This is a genomic window from Stenotrophomonas sp. Y-13 (genome assembly GCF_046267925.1).
Taxonomy (GTDB): Bacteria; Pseudomonadota; Gammaproteobacteria; order Xanthomonadales; family Xanthomonadaceae; genus Stenotrophomonas; species Stenotrophomonas acidaminiphila_A.
In genome coordinates this window covers 268,378-282,773 of the sequence record NZ_CP176501.1, presented here as the reverse complement: position 1 = coordinate 282,773, position 14,396 = coordinate 268,378, and the positions used below count along the sequence as shown (strand labels likewise).

At 70.9% G+C, this 14,396-nt stretch carries 14 protein-coding genes; 7 read left to right on the top strand and 7 right to left on the bottom strand.

Features of this window, described 5'->3' with window-relative positions; genetic code table 11:
• Positions 1–86 precede the first annotated feature (86 nt).
• Complete coding sequence (locus ACJ7VY_RS01225) at positions 87–1,232, top strand: PQQ-dependent sugar dehydrogenase (RefSeq protein ID WP_409476189.1); 1,146 nt, start codon at positions 87–89, stop codon at positions 1,230–1,232.
• A 59-nt stretch (positions 1,233–1,291) separates the two neighbouring features.
• Here ACJ7VY_RS01225 and ACJ7VY_RS01220 read toward each other — a convergent pair whose 3' ends face one another.
• The 5 genes from ACJ7VY_RS01220 to tsaD form a co-directional block, all read right to left on the bottom strand.
• Positions 1,292–1,786 carry a hypothetical protein gene (locus ACJ7VY_RS01220; RefSeq protein ID WP_104937789.1) on the bottom strand — a complete coding sequence of 165 codons (495 nt, stop codon included), beginning with the start codon at positions 1,784–1,786 and terminating at the stop codon, positions 1,292–1,294.
• Positions 1,787–1,885: 99 nt separating this feature from the next.
• Positions 1,886–4,060, bottom strand: coding sequence for a glycoside hydrolase family 3 N-terminal domain-containing protein (locus tag ACJ7VY_RS01215; protein ID WP_409476778.1), 2,175 nt, complete (start codon positions 4,058–4,060; stop codon positions 1,886–1,888).
• An 86-nt stretch (positions 4,061–4,146) separates the two neighbouring features.
• A complete protein-coding gene (locus tag ACJ7VY_RS01210) occupies positions 4,147–5,415 on the bottom strand; it encodes a mechanosensitive ion channel family protein (protein ID WP_409476188.1) in 1,269 nt (422 codons plus the stop codon).
• Between the two features lie 68 nt (positions 5,416–5,483).
• Complete coding sequence (folB, locus tag ACJ7VY_RS01205; protein ID WP_313249904.1) at positions 5,484–5,837, bottom strand: dihydroneopterin aldolase; 354 nt, start codon at positions 5,835–5,837, stop codon at positions 5,484–5,486.
• Positions 5,838–5,945: 108 nt separating this feature from the next.
• On the bottom strand, positions 5,946–6,971 hold the full coding sequence (gene tsaD / locus ACJ7VY_RS01200) for a tRNA (adenosine(37)-N6)-threonylcarbamoyltransferase complex transferase subunit TsaD (RefSeq protein WP_104937786.1): 1,026 nt from the start codon (positions 6,969–6,971) through the stop codon (positions 5,946–5,948).
• A 186-nt stretch (positions 6,972–7,157) separates the two neighbouring features.
• Here tsaD and rpsU point away from each other — a divergent pair, with 186 nt between their 5' ends.
• The 6 genes from rpsU to ACJ7VY_RS01170 all read left to right on the top strand — a co-directional run bounded on the left by rpsU (position 7,158) and on the right by ACJ7VY_RS01170 (position 12,249).
• Positions 7,158–7,373, top strand: coding sequence for a 30S ribosomal protein S21 (gene rpsU, locus ACJ7VY_RS01195; RefSeq protein ID WP_002808376.1), 216 nt, complete (start codon positions 7,158–7,160; stop codon positions 7,371–7,373).
• Positions 7,374–7,508: 135 nt separating this feature from the next.
• Positions 7,509–7,955 (top strand): GatB/YqeY domain-containing protein, encoded by a 447-nt coding sequence (locus ACJ7VY_RS01190; protein WP_104937785.1) that lies wholly within the window; start codon positions 7,509–7,511, stop codon positions 7,953–7,955.
• Between the two features lie 97 nt (positions 7,956–8,052).
• A complete protein-coding gene (locus ACJ7VY_RS01185; protein ID WP_409476187.1) occupies positions 8,053–8,937 on the top strand; it encodes a YihY/virulence factor BrkB family protein in 885 nt (294 codons plus the stop codon).
• Between the two features lie 57 nt (positions 8,938–8,994).
• A complete protein-coding gene (gene dnaG / locus ACJ7VY_RS01180; RefSeq protein ID WP_161613973.1) occupies positions 8,995–10,728 on the top strand; it encodes a DNA primase in 1,734 nt (577 codons plus the stop codon).
• A 20-nt stretch (positions 10,729–10,748) separates the two neighbouring features.
• A complete protein-coding gene (locus ACJ7VY_RS01175; protein WP_104937782.1) occupies positions 10,749–11,246 on the top strand; it encodes a beta-lactamase hydrolase domain-containing protein in 498 nt (165 codons plus the stop codon).
• A 31-nt stretch (positions 11,247–11,277) separates the two neighbouring features.
• Positions 11,278–12,249: a bile acid:sodium symporter family protein gene (locus ACJ7VY_RS01170; RefSeq protein ID WP_104937781.1), complete on the top strand. Its 972-nt coding sequence runs from the start codon at positions 11,278–11,280 to the stop codon at positions 12,247–12,249.
• Positions 12,250–12,330: 81 nt separating this feature from the next.
• On the opposite strand, the gene cyoE is transcribed toward ACJ7VY_RS01170, so the two are convergent.
• Together cyoE and ACJ7VY_RS01160 are read right to left on the bottom strand one after the other, a co-directional pair.
• Positions 12,331–13,224, bottom strand: coding sequence for a heme o synthase (gene cyoE / locus ACJ7VY_RS01165; protein WP_104937780.1), 894 nt, complete (start codon positions 13,222–13,224; stop codon positions 12,331–12,333).
• Positions 13,225–13,228: 4 nt separating this feature from the next.
• Positions 13,229–14,392 carry a COX15/CtaA family protein gene (locus tag ACJ7VY_RS01160; protein ID WP_409476186.1) on the bottom strand — a complete coding sequence of 388 codons (1,164 nt, stop codon included), beginning with the start codon at positions 14,390–14,392 and terminating at the stop codon, positions 13,229–13,231.
• Between the last annotated feature and the right edge of the window lie 4 nt (positions 14,393–14,396).

Genomic DNA, 14,396 nt, shown 5'->3' with positions numbered 1-14,396 from the left:
ACGCACGATCGTGCATGCCGGCGTGCCTCGCGCGCCGGCTTCGCATAAGGTGTGCGGTTCCACCGCTTGCCGCCCTGGAGTTCGCCATGCCCCGCCCCCTGCTGCTCAGCCTGGCCCTTGCGCTGACGCCCGTCCTGTCCATCACCGCCTGTGCCGCGGACCCGGCCGCGCAGGCCGCGGTCAAGCCGGCGCAATGGCCGTTCACCGCCACCGAGGTGGCCCGCTTCGACAGCCCGTGGGCGATGGCGTTCCTGCCCGACCGCAGCCTGCTGGTCACCGAGAAGGCGGGCAGGCTGGTGCATTTCGACCCGGCCAGCGGCCGCCGCCTTGAGATCGCCGGGGTGCCGCGGGTGGCGCATGCCGGCCAGGGGGGCTTCGGCGATGTCGCCCTGCACCCGCAGTTTGCCCGCAACGGGCTGGTCTACTACAGCTACGCCGAGCCCGGCGCGAACGACACCCGCGGCGCCGCGGTGGCGCGCGCGAAACTGGTGCTCGACGCGCAGGGCGGCGGCCGCCTGGTCGAGCCGCAGGTGATCTGGCGGCAGACGCCGAAGGTGAGCGGCAATGGCCACTACGGGCACCGCCTGCTGTTCGGGCCCGAGGGCAAGCTGTGGATCAGTTCCAGCGAACGGCAGAAGTTCGACCCCGCGCAGGACATGGGTGGCAACCTCGGCAAGATCATCCGCCTCAACGACGACGGCAGCGTGCCCGCCGACAACCCGTTCGCCGCGCAGGGTTCGCCGGCCAACCAGGTGTGGTCGCTCGGCCACCGCAACGTCCTCGGGCTGGCGTTCGACGCGCGCGGGCGGTTGTGGGAAAACGAGATGGGCCCGAAGGGCGGCGACGAGCTCAACCTGATCCGGCGCGGCGGCAACTACGGCTACCCGCTGGTCTCCAACGGCGACCATTACGACGGCCGCGACATTCCCGACCACCACACCCGGCCGGAGTTCGTCGCGCCGAAGGTCAGCTGGACGCCGGTCATTTCCCCGTCCAGCCTGATCATCTACGACGGTGCGCTGTTCCCGCAGTGGCGCGGCAATGGCTTCATCGGCGGGCTGTCGTCGCAGTCGCTGGTGCGCATCGCCTTCGACGGCGACAACGCGCGCGAGGCCGAACGCTTCGACATGGGCGCGCGCATCCGCGCGGTGACGCAGGGCCCCGATGGCGCGCTGTGGCTGCTGGAGGACGGCAGCAACGCGCGCCTGCTCAAGCTGACGCCGCGCACGTAGCCGCCACTGTCGTACGCGGGAGGGCGTGCCGTTGACGCCCCTCGCGCAACGGGCCTGCGCTACGGTTTGTAGCGCAGGCGCAGGTGCAGGCCGATGGCCTGCGTCAGGCCGTAGCAGACCAGGGCGGCAGCCAGGCCCAGGGTCAGCGGGCTGGCGTTGGCGGCGCCGGGCGCCATGCCCTGGCTGAAGGCGCCGTCCTGCCAGCGCCAGGCCAGGCGCGCGACCAGCAGCAGCGACAGGGCGCCGCCGATCCACGGATTGGGCGTATAGCCGGGCCGGCCTTCGCGCGCGTCGAAGCGCGTGTGTTTCAGCGCAAACCATCCCAACGCGATGCCGGCCAGCGCGCCCACGGCCATGCCGGCGGCCACGTGCGGCACGAAGGCCGCCGCCAGCCCGAGCATCGCCGCCACCAGCGCCAGGATCACGATGCGCGCCAGGGTGCGGCGCGGCTGCCAGGGCTGCCAGCCGAAGTGGCGGCGGAGCCGGCGGTAGTACATCCAGCCGAAACCGGCAGTCATCAGCCACGGCAGGTAGGTGGGCATCGGTGCGGGCATGGCGGGTCTCCGTGGGCGCGGCGACAGCATCGCACGCCCGCTGCCCGCTTCAAGATGCCGGTCGTCATCCCGGCCCGGCAGGCGGGTCGGGGCAGGCGGTCAGGGCGCCAGCAGTTCGAACCGCACCGGTTCGCCATCGGCCGACGACGCGCACACCCACAGGTCGAACAGGCCGGGCTCGGCGGCGAACACGCCTTCGCTGTTGGTGAAGGCCAGCTGCCCGCGGTCGAGCCGGAACACCACGTCCCTAGCCTGGCCGGGCGCCAGCGCGATCTTCTCGAACGCCTTGAGTTCGCGCACCGGGCGCACGCGGCTGGCGACGCGGTCGTGCACGTACAGCTGCACCACTTCCTCGGCGGCCACGGTGCCGGTGTTGGTGACGGTGGTGGTGACGACCAGCTCGCCGTCCCAGTCCAGCTGCGGCGCGCTCAGGCGCGGCGCGCCGTAGGCGAACGTGGTGTAGCCCAGGCCATGGCCGAAGGCGTACAGCGGCGCATTCGGGATCTCGCGCCAGCGCGCCTTGAACTCGGACATCTCCGGCAGCTCCGGGCGGCCCGTGCGCGGGTGGTTGTAGAAGTACGGCTGCTGCCCGGAATGCTGCGGGAAACTCACCGGCAGCCGGCCCGACGGGCTGTAGCCACCGAACAGCACGTCGGCCACGGCGTGGCCGGTCTGGGTGCCGAGGAACCAGGTCACCGCGATGGCCCGGGCGTCGCGCACCGCGCCCTGCAGCGCCAGCGCGCGGCCGTTGCGCAGCAGCACCACCACCGGCGTGCCGGTCGCGGCGACCGCTTCGGCCAGTGCCTGTTGCACCGCCGGCAGCACGATCTCCACCCGCGACTGCGCCTCGCCGCTGTAGCGCTGCGGCTCGCCCAGCGCCAGCACCACCACGTCGGCGCGCCGCGCCGCGGCCACCGCCGCCTCGATGCCGCCTTCGACCGCGTCTTCCAGCGCGCAGCCGGGCACCACCTCCAGCAGCGCGTCGTCGTCCAGCGCCGCGCGCATGCCGGCTTCCAGCGTCACGTAGCGCGTCTTGTCGCCGAACAGGGTCCAGCAGCCTTCGATGTTGTCGCGGTCGCGGGCGAACGGCCCAATCAGCGCGATCCTCTGCCCGGCCCGGCGCAGCGGCAGCGCGGCGCCCTCGTTCTTCAGCAGCACGATCGAACGCCGCGCTGCGTCGCGCGCCAGCGCGTCATGCGCGGCGAGGTGCGAGGTATCGGCCTCGCGTGCCGGGTCCAGCGAGCGGTAAGGGTCGTCGAACAGGCCGATGGCCTCCTTCAGGCGCAGGATGCGGCGCACCGAGGCATCCAGTGCCGCCATCGGCACCTGGCCGCTGCGCACCAGCCCCGGCAGGTGCGCGGCATAGAAGCCGCTCTGCATGCTCAGGTCGAGCCCGGCCAGGAATGCCTTGGCGGTGGCGTCGGTTTCGTCGGCGGCGTAGCCGTGGGCGATCAGCTCCATGTCGGCGGTGTAATCGGACACCACCACGCCGTCGAACCCCCACTGCCCGCGCAGCAGGTCGGTCAGCAGCCAGCGGTTGGCGCTGGCCGGCACGCCGTTGATGTCGTTGAACGCGCTCATCAGCGCGCGCGCGCCGGCCGCCAGCGCGGCCTTGAACGGCGGCAGGTGCACGTCGTGCAGGGTCTGCGGCGAAATGTCCACCTGTGCGTACTCCATGCCGGCAGCCACCGCGCCATACCCGGCGAAGTGCTTGGGCGTGGCCAGCAGCGAATCGGCGGCGGCCAGGTCCGGGCCCTGGAAACCACGCACGCGCGCGGCGGCGAAGGCGCAGCCCAGCACCACGTCCTCGCCGGCCGATTCCGCGCCCCGGCCCCAGCGCTGGTCGCGGGCGATGTCCACCGCCGGTGCGTAGGTCCAGTGGATGCCGGCGGCGGTGGCCTCGATGGCGGTGGCGCGCGCGGTGCGCTCGGCCAGCGCCGGTTCGAAGCTGGCGGCCTCGCCCAAGGGGATCGGGAACACCGTGCGCATGCCGTGGATCACGTCCGCGGCCAGCGCCACCGGGATGCCGAGCCGGCTCTCCTCCACCGCCACGCGCTGGATCTCGCGGCCCTGCGCGGCGCCGACGCCGTTGAACAGGCAGCCGACGCGGCCGGCACGCACCTGCTCCAGCACCTGCGCGGCGTTGCGCACGTTGGCCTCGGGATTCACGTCCGGCGCGAACGGGCGGACCATGTCGGCGAACACGCCCAGCTGGCCCACCTTTTCTTCCAGGGTCATGCGGGCGATGAGGGATTCGATGCGGTCTGCCACCAGCGGCGGTCCTTGTGGAAACGCTTTCAGAGCGCGGATTCTAGCCGTGTCGCCGTGAAGCCGGCGACGCCGGGCCAGGCCGCCGTACGCTAGCCCGTGGCCGGCCCGCCGCGCATCGCCATGAGCATGGCGTCGCTGGATTCCTGGAACACGCGCAGGCCGAACTCGGGCAGGATCGCCAGCAGGTGGTCGAACACATCGGACTGGATCGCCTCGTACTCGCCCCACGCGGTGGTGACGGTGAAGCAGTAGACCTCCAGCGGCAGGCCCTGCGGCCCCGGCGCCAGCTGCCGCACCAGCAGGGTCATGTCCTGGTGGATGCCCGGGTGGCTGCGCAGGTAACGCTCGACATAGGCGCGGAAGGTGCCCAGGTTGGTCAGCCGCCGCGCGTTGACCTCTTCCGGGTGCGCCTGCGCCACCTGCGTGTTCCAGCGCTGCAGCTCGGCCTGCTTGCCCGCCAGGTAATCGTCGAGCAGGCCGAACCGCTGCAGCCGGCCCAGTGCCGCCGCGTCGAGGAACTGCACGCTGTGCTGGTCCAGGTACAGCGCGCGCTTGATCCGGCGCCCGCCCGCCTCCTGCATGCCGCGCCAGTTCTTGAACGATTCGGTGACCAGCTTCTTGGTCGGGATGGTGGTGATGGTCTTGTCGAAGTTCTGCACCGTCACCGTGTGCAGGGCGATGTCGATCACGTCGCCATCGGCGTTCTGGCTGGGCATCTCGATCCAGTCGCCGATGCGCACGCGGCCGTCGCCGCTGATCTGCACGCTCGCCACCAGCGACAGGATGGTGTCCTGGAAGATCAGCATCAGCACCGCGGTGGCCGCGCCCAGTCCGGTGACCAGGTAACGCAGGTCCACGCCGGCCAGGGTGGCGACGATGGACAGCCCGGCGATCACGAAGATCACGATCTTGGCGACCTGCAGGTAGCCCTTGATCGGCTTGTCGCGCGCGTCCGGGCGTCGCTCGTAGAGGTCGTTGGCCGCGTCCAGCGCATGCGATACCGCCAGCGCCACGGTCAGTACCGCCCACGCCTGGCAGGCGCCGACGACGAACGTCACCACGCCCGGCGGCAGGTCCGGCACCACCTTGATGCCGGCGGCGATCACCTGGCTGGGCACCACGTTGGAAAGGCGCGCGATCACCCGCATCAGGTGGCTGCCGCGCCCGGTCTCGGCGCCGGGCAGGCGGCTGAGCAGCCGGCGCAGGCCGCGCAGCAGGATGCGCTTGGTGACCCAGTTGGCCAACCCCGCGGCCACCAGCAGGGCCAGGATCGTCAAGGCCAGGTAAGCCCCGGGATAGGGTTCCAGTGTGTCCTGCAACCGCTCGAGCCACTGTACCGCCACCACCGCATCCACCATCCGTCGTCTCCTGTGTGTTTCCGTGTACTTCGTTCCGCGCGCTTACCGGCCGGACGCCGGCAACGTGCTCAGACCCGCTCGCGCTCGATGACCACGCCCACCGCGCGCGCGCCGCGCACCGCGCCCGGCTTGCTCAGCTTCAGCCGCAGCCAGCGCACGTCGAACTCGTCCAGCACGATGGCCGCGCAGCGCTCGGCCAGGGTTTCCACCAGGCCGAAATCGGATCCCCGCACGTAGTCCTGCAGGCGCCGGCTGACCGCCTTGTAATTGAGGGTGTCGGCAATGTCGTCGGTCGCCGCCGGCCTGCGGTTGTCGAACCCCATCTCCAGGTCGAACACCAGGGTCTGGCGAATGCGCCGTTCCCAGTCATAGATGCCGATCAGGGCGTCGATCTCCAGCCCTTCGATGAATACCTTGTCCATTGCGTCCGTCGCGGTGAATGAACGGACATGGTAACGAGCCGCTGCTGAGCCTGCCGTTACGGCGCAGGAGGGGGCGCCCGGGCGCACGGCCCGGGACGCGGGGTGGCGTCACACCGGTGGCAGGGTCGCCATGTCCCAGCGCGGCACCACCTTCACCTCGGCCGGGCTGTGCTGGCCGGCCTGCAGGCGCAGCGCGCCGGCGAAGGCGATCATCGCGCCGTTGTCGGTGCACAGCGCCGGGCGCGGGAAGCACACGCGGCCGCCGCGGCGCTGCGCCGCATCCTGCAGTTTGGCCCGCAGGCGCTTGTTGGCGCCGACCCCGCCGGCCACCACCAGCACGTCGCAGCCGGCCGCCTCCAGCGCGCGTTCGCACTTGATCGCCAGGGTGTCGACCACCGCGTCCTCGAAGCCGCGGGCGATATCGGCGCGCGTCTGCTCGCTCTGGTCGCTGTCGCGCCAGGCCAGCAGCACCTGGGTCTTGAGCCCGGAGAAACTGAAATCCAGCCCCGGCCGGTCGGTCATCGGCCGCGCGAACCTGAAGCGCCCCGGCGTGCCGATCTCGGCCAACCTGGCCAGTTGCGGCCCGCCGGGGTACGGCAGGCCCATCAGCTTGGCGGTCTTGTCGAAGGCTTCGCCGGCGGCGTCGTCCAGCGTCTCGCCGAGCAGGCGATAGCTGCCGATCGCGTCCACCGCGATCAGCTGGGTATGCCCGCCGGAGACCAGCAGCGCCACGAACGGCGGTTCCGGCGGGTCGTCCTCCATCAGCGGCGCCAGCAGGTGGCCTTCCATGTGGTGCACGCCGATGGCCGGCACGTCCAGCGCCCAGGCCAGCGAACGCGCCACCCCGGCGCCGACCAGCAGCGCGCCGACCAGCCCGGGGCCGGCGGTGTAGGCCACGCCGTCCAGTTCGGACACGGCGATGCCGGCCTCGTCCAGGGTCTGCCGGATCAGCGGCAGGGTCTTGCGCACGTGGTCGCGGCTGGCCAGCTCCGGCACCACGCCGCCGTACTCGGCATGCAGCGCGATCTGGCTGTAGACCGCATGGGCGCGCAGGGCGTCGACGCCCGACAGCGCGGTGTCGTACACCGCCACGCCGGTCTCGTCGCAGGAGGATTCGATGCCAAGGACTTTCATGCCGGTATTGTGAACCTGCCGACGCGTGTTTACGAACCGCCCGGGGCCCGGCCCGGCGGCCGGGACGGCGGCCACGCCCGCCCCCGCGCCGCGCCGTCCTGCCGGCCCACTTGCGCCCGGATTCAAAGCGGCTATAATGCGCGGCTCACCGGGCGTGACCCGGTCTCACTGTGTCCCGGAGATTCCATGCCCAGCGTCAAAGTCCGCGAGAACGAACCTTTCGAGTTTGCGCTCCGCCGCTTCAAGCGCACCTGCGAAAAGGCCGGCGTGCTGGCCGAGACCCGCAAGCGCGAGTTCTACGAAAAGCCGACCCAGGAACGCAAGCGCAAGGCTGCTGCTGCCGTGAAGCGCCAGCTGCGTCGTTCCTCGCGCGACGTCACCAAGCGTCAGCGCCTGTACTGATCGGACGCAACTCCTGAACGGGGGCTTCGGCCTTCCGTGACCGGAGTGGAAGCCGGCACGCGCGAGCGTAGCCGGCTTTTTGCGTTCCCGCGCCCCGTGCGCATCCCCGCATTCCGATCCCGCAAGAGGTGATCCATGAGCCTGAAACAGCAACTGACCGACGACATGAAGGCCGCCATGAAGGGCGGCGACAAGCACTCCCTGGGCGTGATCCGGCTGATCAACGCGGCGATCAAGCAGAAGGAAGTGGACGAGCGCATCGAGCTGGACGACGCCGCGGTGATCGCGGTGCTGGACAAGATGGTCAAGCAGCGCAAGGACTCGGTGACCCAGTACGAGGCCGCCAACCGCGAAGACCTGGCCAAGGTCGAGCGCGAAGAGATCGTGGTGATCGAGCGCTACCTGCCGGCCAAGCTGGGCGAGGCCGAGATCCTGGCCGCGATCAACGCCGCGATCAGCGAAACCGGCGCCAGCAGCGCGGCCGACATCGGCAAGCTGATGGGCGTGCTCAAGCCGCTGCTGGCCGGCCAGGCCGACATGGGCCTGGTGTCGAAGCTGGTCAAGCAGGCGCTGGCCGGCTGAGCCCGGCGCACCCGGCCTGCCGCCGCCGCCAGCGGCGGGCCGGCGCGCGGCCGCCCATCACGGCGGCTACGCGGACGGGTATGCCATCCTGCGCGGCATGGCGCCCCTGTCACCGCACATGAAGCACCGCCTGGCGCGGTTGCAGCAGAGCCTGCCGGCCGCCCTGGTCCGCCGCTTCACCGAAGCGGACGTGATGACCCAGGCGGCCTCGCTGGCGTTCTATACCCTGCTTTCGCTGGCCCCCCTGCTGGTATTGCTGCTGTGGCTGACGGCCTCGCTCTACCCGCCCGCGCAGCAGGCACTGGTCGGCCAGATCGGCGCGCTGGCCGGGCATAGCGTCGCCGAGGTCGCCGACACGGTGATCGCCAATGCCAGCGCGCAGCCCGACCTGGGCTCGCTGGCCGGCGCGTGGAGCCTGTTGCTGCTGTTCATCGGCGCCACCGTGGTGTTCGCCCAGCTGCAGGCCGCCCTGAACCGTATCTTCCGCGCCGACCTGCAGCGTTTCGACGGGATGCTGGGCTGGCTGAAGAAGCGCATCTTCTCGGCCGGGGTGGTGCTGGCCCTGGGCTTCCTGCTGATCGTGTCGATGGTCGCCACCACCGCGCTGCAGGTGGTGTTCGCGCACCTGCCGTCGCTGCTGCCGGCGGTGGGCTACGTGTCCACCCTGCTGCTCTACACCCTGGGCTTCGCCTTCCTCTACCACTACCTGCCCGACCGCCCGGTGGCGTGGCGCCAGGCCTTCGGCGGCGGCGCCATCACCGCGGTGCTGTTCACCCTGGGCCGCTACGGCATCGGCCTGTACATCGCCAACGCCGCGCCCGGCAGCGCCTATGGCTCGATGGGCACCCTGGTGATCATGCTGGTCTGGGTGTACTACGCCAGCGTGGTGTTCTTCGCCGGCGCCCTGGTCACCGCGGTCATCGACGAACGCGCGCATGCGCGCGCGACCACGGCCACGGCCATGCCCGGGCCGGGCGTCTAGTACACTTGCCGCACACCTTCGCCATGTACCGCCTGCCGCGGTGCTCCAGTCCCCCGCATGGCCCGAATCCCCGACGCGTTCATCGACGACCTGCTCGCCCGCTCCGATATCGTCGAAGTGGTGGGTTCGCGCGTGCCGCTCAAGCGCCAGGGCAAGGAATACGCGGCGCGCTGCCCGTTCCACGACGAGCGTTCGGCCTCGTTCACGGTGTCGCCGACCAAGCAGTTCTACCACTGCTTCGGCTGCGGCGCGCACGGCACCGCGATCAGCTTCCTGATGAACTACGACCGCCTCGAGTTCCTCGACGCGGTGGAGGAACTGGCCAAGCGCGCCGGCATGGAGGTGCCGCGCGACGCCCACCCGCGCAGCCCGCAGCAGCAGGATGACAGCCGCGACCAGTACTCCGCGCTCGACGCCGCCGCGCGCTTCTTCCAGAAGCAGCTGGAGGGCAGCGACAAGGCCCTGGCCTACCTCGATGGCCGCGGTGTGGACGCCGATACCCGCGCACGCTTTTGCATCGGTTATGCGCCGGACGGCTACAGCGCGCTGAAGGACGCGCTGGGCAAGGACGAGCGGCGGATGAAGCTGCTCGACCGCGTCGGCCTGTTCTCCAAGAACGACCGCGGCCATGTCTACGACAAGTTCCGCGACCGGGTGATGTTCCCGATCTTCGACCGCCGCGGCCGGGTCATCGCCTTCGGCGGCCGGGTCATGCAGAAGGACGACGGCCCCAAGTACCTCAACTCGCCCGAGACCGCGCTGTTCCACAAGGGCCGCGAGTTGTACGGGTTGTGGCAGGTACGCCAGGCCAACCAGAAGATCGAGCGGCTGATCGTGGTCGAGGGCTACATGGACGTGGTCAGCCTGTTCCAGTTCGGCGTCACCCAGGCGGTGGCGACGCTGGGCACCGCGACCACCCCCGACCATGCCGAGCTGCTGTTCCGCAATGCGCCGGACGTGTACTTCTGCTTCGACGGCGACGCCGCCGGCCGCCGCGCGGCGTGGCGCGCGCTGGAATCGGTGCTGCCGCGGATGAAGGACGGGCGCCAGGCGTTCTTCCTGTTCCTGCCCGACGGCGAGGACCCGGACACCATCGTGCGCAAGGAAGGCGCCGACGCCTTCGACGCGCGGCTGAAGCAGGCCACGCCGTTGTCGCAGTTCTTCTTCGACGAGCTCACCCGCGAGATCAACCTGGGCACGCTGGACGGCAAGGCGCGCCTGGCCGAGCGCGCCAGGCCGATGCTGGCGCAGATTCCCGACGGCGCCTTCGGCGACCTGATGAAGCAGGAGCTGCAGCGCCTGACCGGCATCGGCCGCGCGCCCGCCGGCACCGCAGCCGCCGCCGCGCCCGTGCGCCGCGCGGCGGCCGCACCGGTGCAGAAGCGCAGCCTGGTGCGCGCGGCCATTGCCCTCCTGCTGCAGCAACCCTCGCTGGCGCTGAGCCTGGAAGGCCACCATGCCATCGCCGGCCTGCGCCTGCCCGGCATTGAACTGCTGCTGGAACTGCTGGAACTGGTGCAGCAGCGCCCGGACATCAGCACCGGCGCGCTGCTGGAGCATTTCGACGGCCGCGAGGAACAGGCCGCGCTGCATCGGCTGGCCGCCGTCGCCCTGCCCGGCGACGAAGCCAGCTGGACCCAGGAGCTGCACGACGCCATCGTGCAGCTGGAGAAGCAGCTGCTGCAGCAGCGGCTGGACGAGCTGCAGGCCAAGCAGCGCCAGCAGGGCCTGGACGAGACCGACAAGTTCGAACTGCGCGAGCTGCTCAAGGCGCGCGCGACGATGCGCTGAGGCGCGGACGGAGCGAAGCGATGCATAAACACCTGCCGAAACTGCTGTTCCTGCTGCTGGCCTGCGCCGGCGCCACCGCTGCCGCCGGGCAGGGACTGAAGCAGCCACGCCCGGGCCTGTTCACCGGCGGCCAGCCCAGCGCGCAGCAGCTGCGCGACGCCGCGCAAGCCGGCGTCACCAGTGTCATCGACCTGCGCATGCCGCACGAGGACCGCGGCTATGACGAGGCCGCCGCCGCCGAGGCGCTGGGCCTGCGCTACGTGCGCCTGCCCATCGACGGCGCCGGCGGCATCAGCGAGGCCAACGCGCGCACGCTGGACCGCCTGCTGCGGCAGGACCCCGGCAGCACGCTGCTGCACTGTGCCTCGGGCAACCGCGCCGGGGCGCTGCTGGCGCTGGCGCAGGCGCGCGTGCACGGCGCTTCCCCCGAAGCCGCGCTGCAGTTCGGCCGCGATGCCGGCCTGACGTCGCTGGAGCCGGCCGTGCGCGCGGCGCTGGAGCACCCCGCGCGGCCATGACCGCGCCACACCGACAAGGACACCCCTGCCGATGACCCGCTGGTGGTCGCGCCTGCGACCGGACAACTTCACCCTCGCCCTGCTCGCCACCGTGGCCCTGGCCAGCGTGCTGCCGATGACCGGCGATGCCGCGCGCGGGCTGGACCGCTTCACCGACCTGGCCATTGCCGCCCTGTTCTTCCTGCATGGCGCACGCCTGCCACGCGAGTCCATCGTCGCCGGCATGCTGCACTGGCGCCTGCACCTGGTCATCCTGGCCTGCACGTTCGTGCTGTTCCCGCTGCTGGGGCTGGCGTTCAAGCCGCTCGCCGGGTGGGCGCTGACGCCCGACCTCTACGTCGGCGTGCTGTTCCTGTGCGCGCTGCCGTCCACGGTGCAGTCATCCATCGCGTTCACTTCGATGGCCGGCGGCAACATCCCGGCGGCGGTGTGCGCGGCCTCGCTGTCGAGCATCCTCGGTGTGTTCCTGACCCCGCTGCTGATGGGCCTGCTGGCCGGCAGCCAAGGCGGCATGGCCGATCCGCTGCACGCGGTCGGCGCGATCATGCTGCAGCTGCTGGTGCCGTTCGTCGCCGGGCACCTGCTGCGGCCGTGGATCGCGCGCTGGGTGGAGCGGCAGCGCGCGCTGCTGCGCTACACCGACCAGGGCACGGTGCTGCTGGTGGTCTATGGCGCGTTCGGCGAATCGGTGGTGGAAGGGCTGTGGCACAAGACCCCGGTGGGCTCGCTGCTCGCCGCCGCCGGGGTCGCGGTGGTGCTGCTGGCCATCGCCATGCCCGGCATCACCTGGCTGGCGCGGCGGCTGGGGTTCAGCCGCGAGGACGAGATTCCCATCGTGTTCTGCGGCTCCAAGAAGAGCCTGGCCACCGGCGTGCCGATCGCCAAGGTGCTGTTCGCCGGCGGCAGCCTCGGCGCGATCGTGCTGCCGATCATGATCTACCACCAGCTGCAGCTGATCGTCTGCGCGGTGGTGGCGCAGCGCTACGCGCGCCACGCCCCGTAGCTGCGGGGCTTGCCCCGCAGGAGGCGTTCCCGGTGAAGCTTCGTGCGGGGCGAGCCCCGCACCTGCGGCGCGGGCCCGGCCTCAAAGCCAGGGCAGCAGCCAGTGGTCCACCAGCAGGAAGGCGAACAGCGCCATCAGGTAGACCACCGAGTAGCCGAACATCTGCATGTTGAACATCTCGTCCGGCGGGTCCTGCATCTTCCACGCGTACCACAGGAACACCAGGTTCAGCACGGTGGCGCCGCCGAGATAGAACACCCCGCTCATGCCCAGCGCCACCGGCAGCAGGGTCACCACCACCAGCACCACCGAATAGAACAGGATCTGCCGGCGGGTGTGCGCCACGCCATGGGTGACCGGCAGCATCGGCACCGCGGCCTTGGCGTAGTCGGCGCGGCGGAAGATCGCCAGCGCCCAGAAATGCGGCGGCGTCCACACGAAGATGATCAGCACCAGCAGCGAGGCGTAGGCCCAGTCGGAGCCCCCCTGCATGCCGGTCACCGCCGCCCAGCCGAGCAGTGGCGGGGTCGCGCCGGCGAGGCCGCCGATGACGATGTTCTGCGACGTCGCCCGCTTCAGGTACACGGTGTAGACCACCGCGTAACCGATCAGCGAGGCGAAGGTCAGCACCGCGGTGATCACGTTCACCCACAGCACCAGGATGGTCATCGACAGCGCGGTCAGTGCGCCAGCGAACACCAGCACCTGCCGCGGGGTCACCTTGCCCACCACCAGCGGCCGCCACGAGGTGCGCGCCATCTGCGCGTCGATGCGCGCATCCAGCAGCTGGTTGATCGCCGCGGCGGCGCCCGCCGAGAGCCAGATGCCGATGAAGGCCACCGCGCCGGTCAGCGCCTGCGCGGCGGTCGGCCAGCCGGGGATCGCCAGGAACATGCCCACCAGCGCGGTGAACACGATCAGGGCCACCACCTTGGGCTTGGTCAGGTCCCAGTAATCACGCAACGTCGTACTCATCGGCTCACTCCGGGGCACGCAGCCGCGCCAGCAGCGAGACCAGCACGAACAACAGGCACACGGCGCCGCCGTTGTGCATCACCGCCACTGCCAGCGGCAGCGCGAGCTTGACGTTGAGCACGCCCAGGGTGACCTGCAGCAGTACCAGCACACCCAGCGCGCTGGCCCAGCCGCGCATGCCCGGCAGGCGGAACAGGCGCACCGACAGCACCAGCAGGTACACGGCCACGACCACGGCCATCATCCGGTGCGCCATCTGGATGGCAATACGCGAGGCGCCATCAAGCACGCCGCCTTCGTAGTCCACGCCGATGCCGCGCCACAGGGTGAAGCCTTCGGCGTAGTTCTGCGGCGGCCACCACTGGCTCACGCAGCGCGGGAAATTGTCCAGCGACGCACTGCCGCCGCCGCAGGCCAGCGCCGCGTAGTTGGCGCTGACCCAGCCGCCCAGCGCGATCTGCAGCACCAGCAGCGCCAGCCCGGCGCGCAGCCACCAGCGCAGGCGCGGTGCCTGTACCAGGGTGATCGGCAGGTGCGTGGCCTTCCACGCCATCCATACCAGCAGGCTGAACATCAGCATGCCGCCGAGCAGGTGGCCCATGACCACGATGGGCTTGAGCAGCCAGGTCACCGTCCACATGCCCAGCAGCGCCTGGAAGATCACCACCGCCAGGGTCAGTACCGCCGCGCGCGACAGGTCGATATTGGACCAGCGCAGCGCCGCCAGCAGCAGGATCGCCTCGCCGCCGATCGCCAGCACGCTGGAGGCGACATGTTCGCCGCGCATGTACAGGGGAATGGCCAGCGCCACCAGCGCCGAGGCGGTCACCACCTGGGCCACGCCCCGGCGGTGGCGGCGCGCGGCCAGCAGCGCCAGCGCCAGCACCTCGACGCCCAACAGGCCGGCCAGGAAGCGGTGCACCTGCTCGCGCCAGGCCTTGTGGCTTTCCAGCGGGCGGATCTCGCTGGCCACGTGCTGCGCGGCCTCCACCTGGGTCTGCGGCCAAGTGACGCGGCCGTAGCAGGTCGGCCAGTCCGGGCAGCTGAGCCCGGCATCGGACAGGCGCACGAACGAGCCGAACATGATCGTGCTCGCGGTCATGATCAGGGCGAACCACGCCAGGCGGTGGAAATTGCGGTACAGCGCCGGACGCGCGGGAGCATTCATCGGA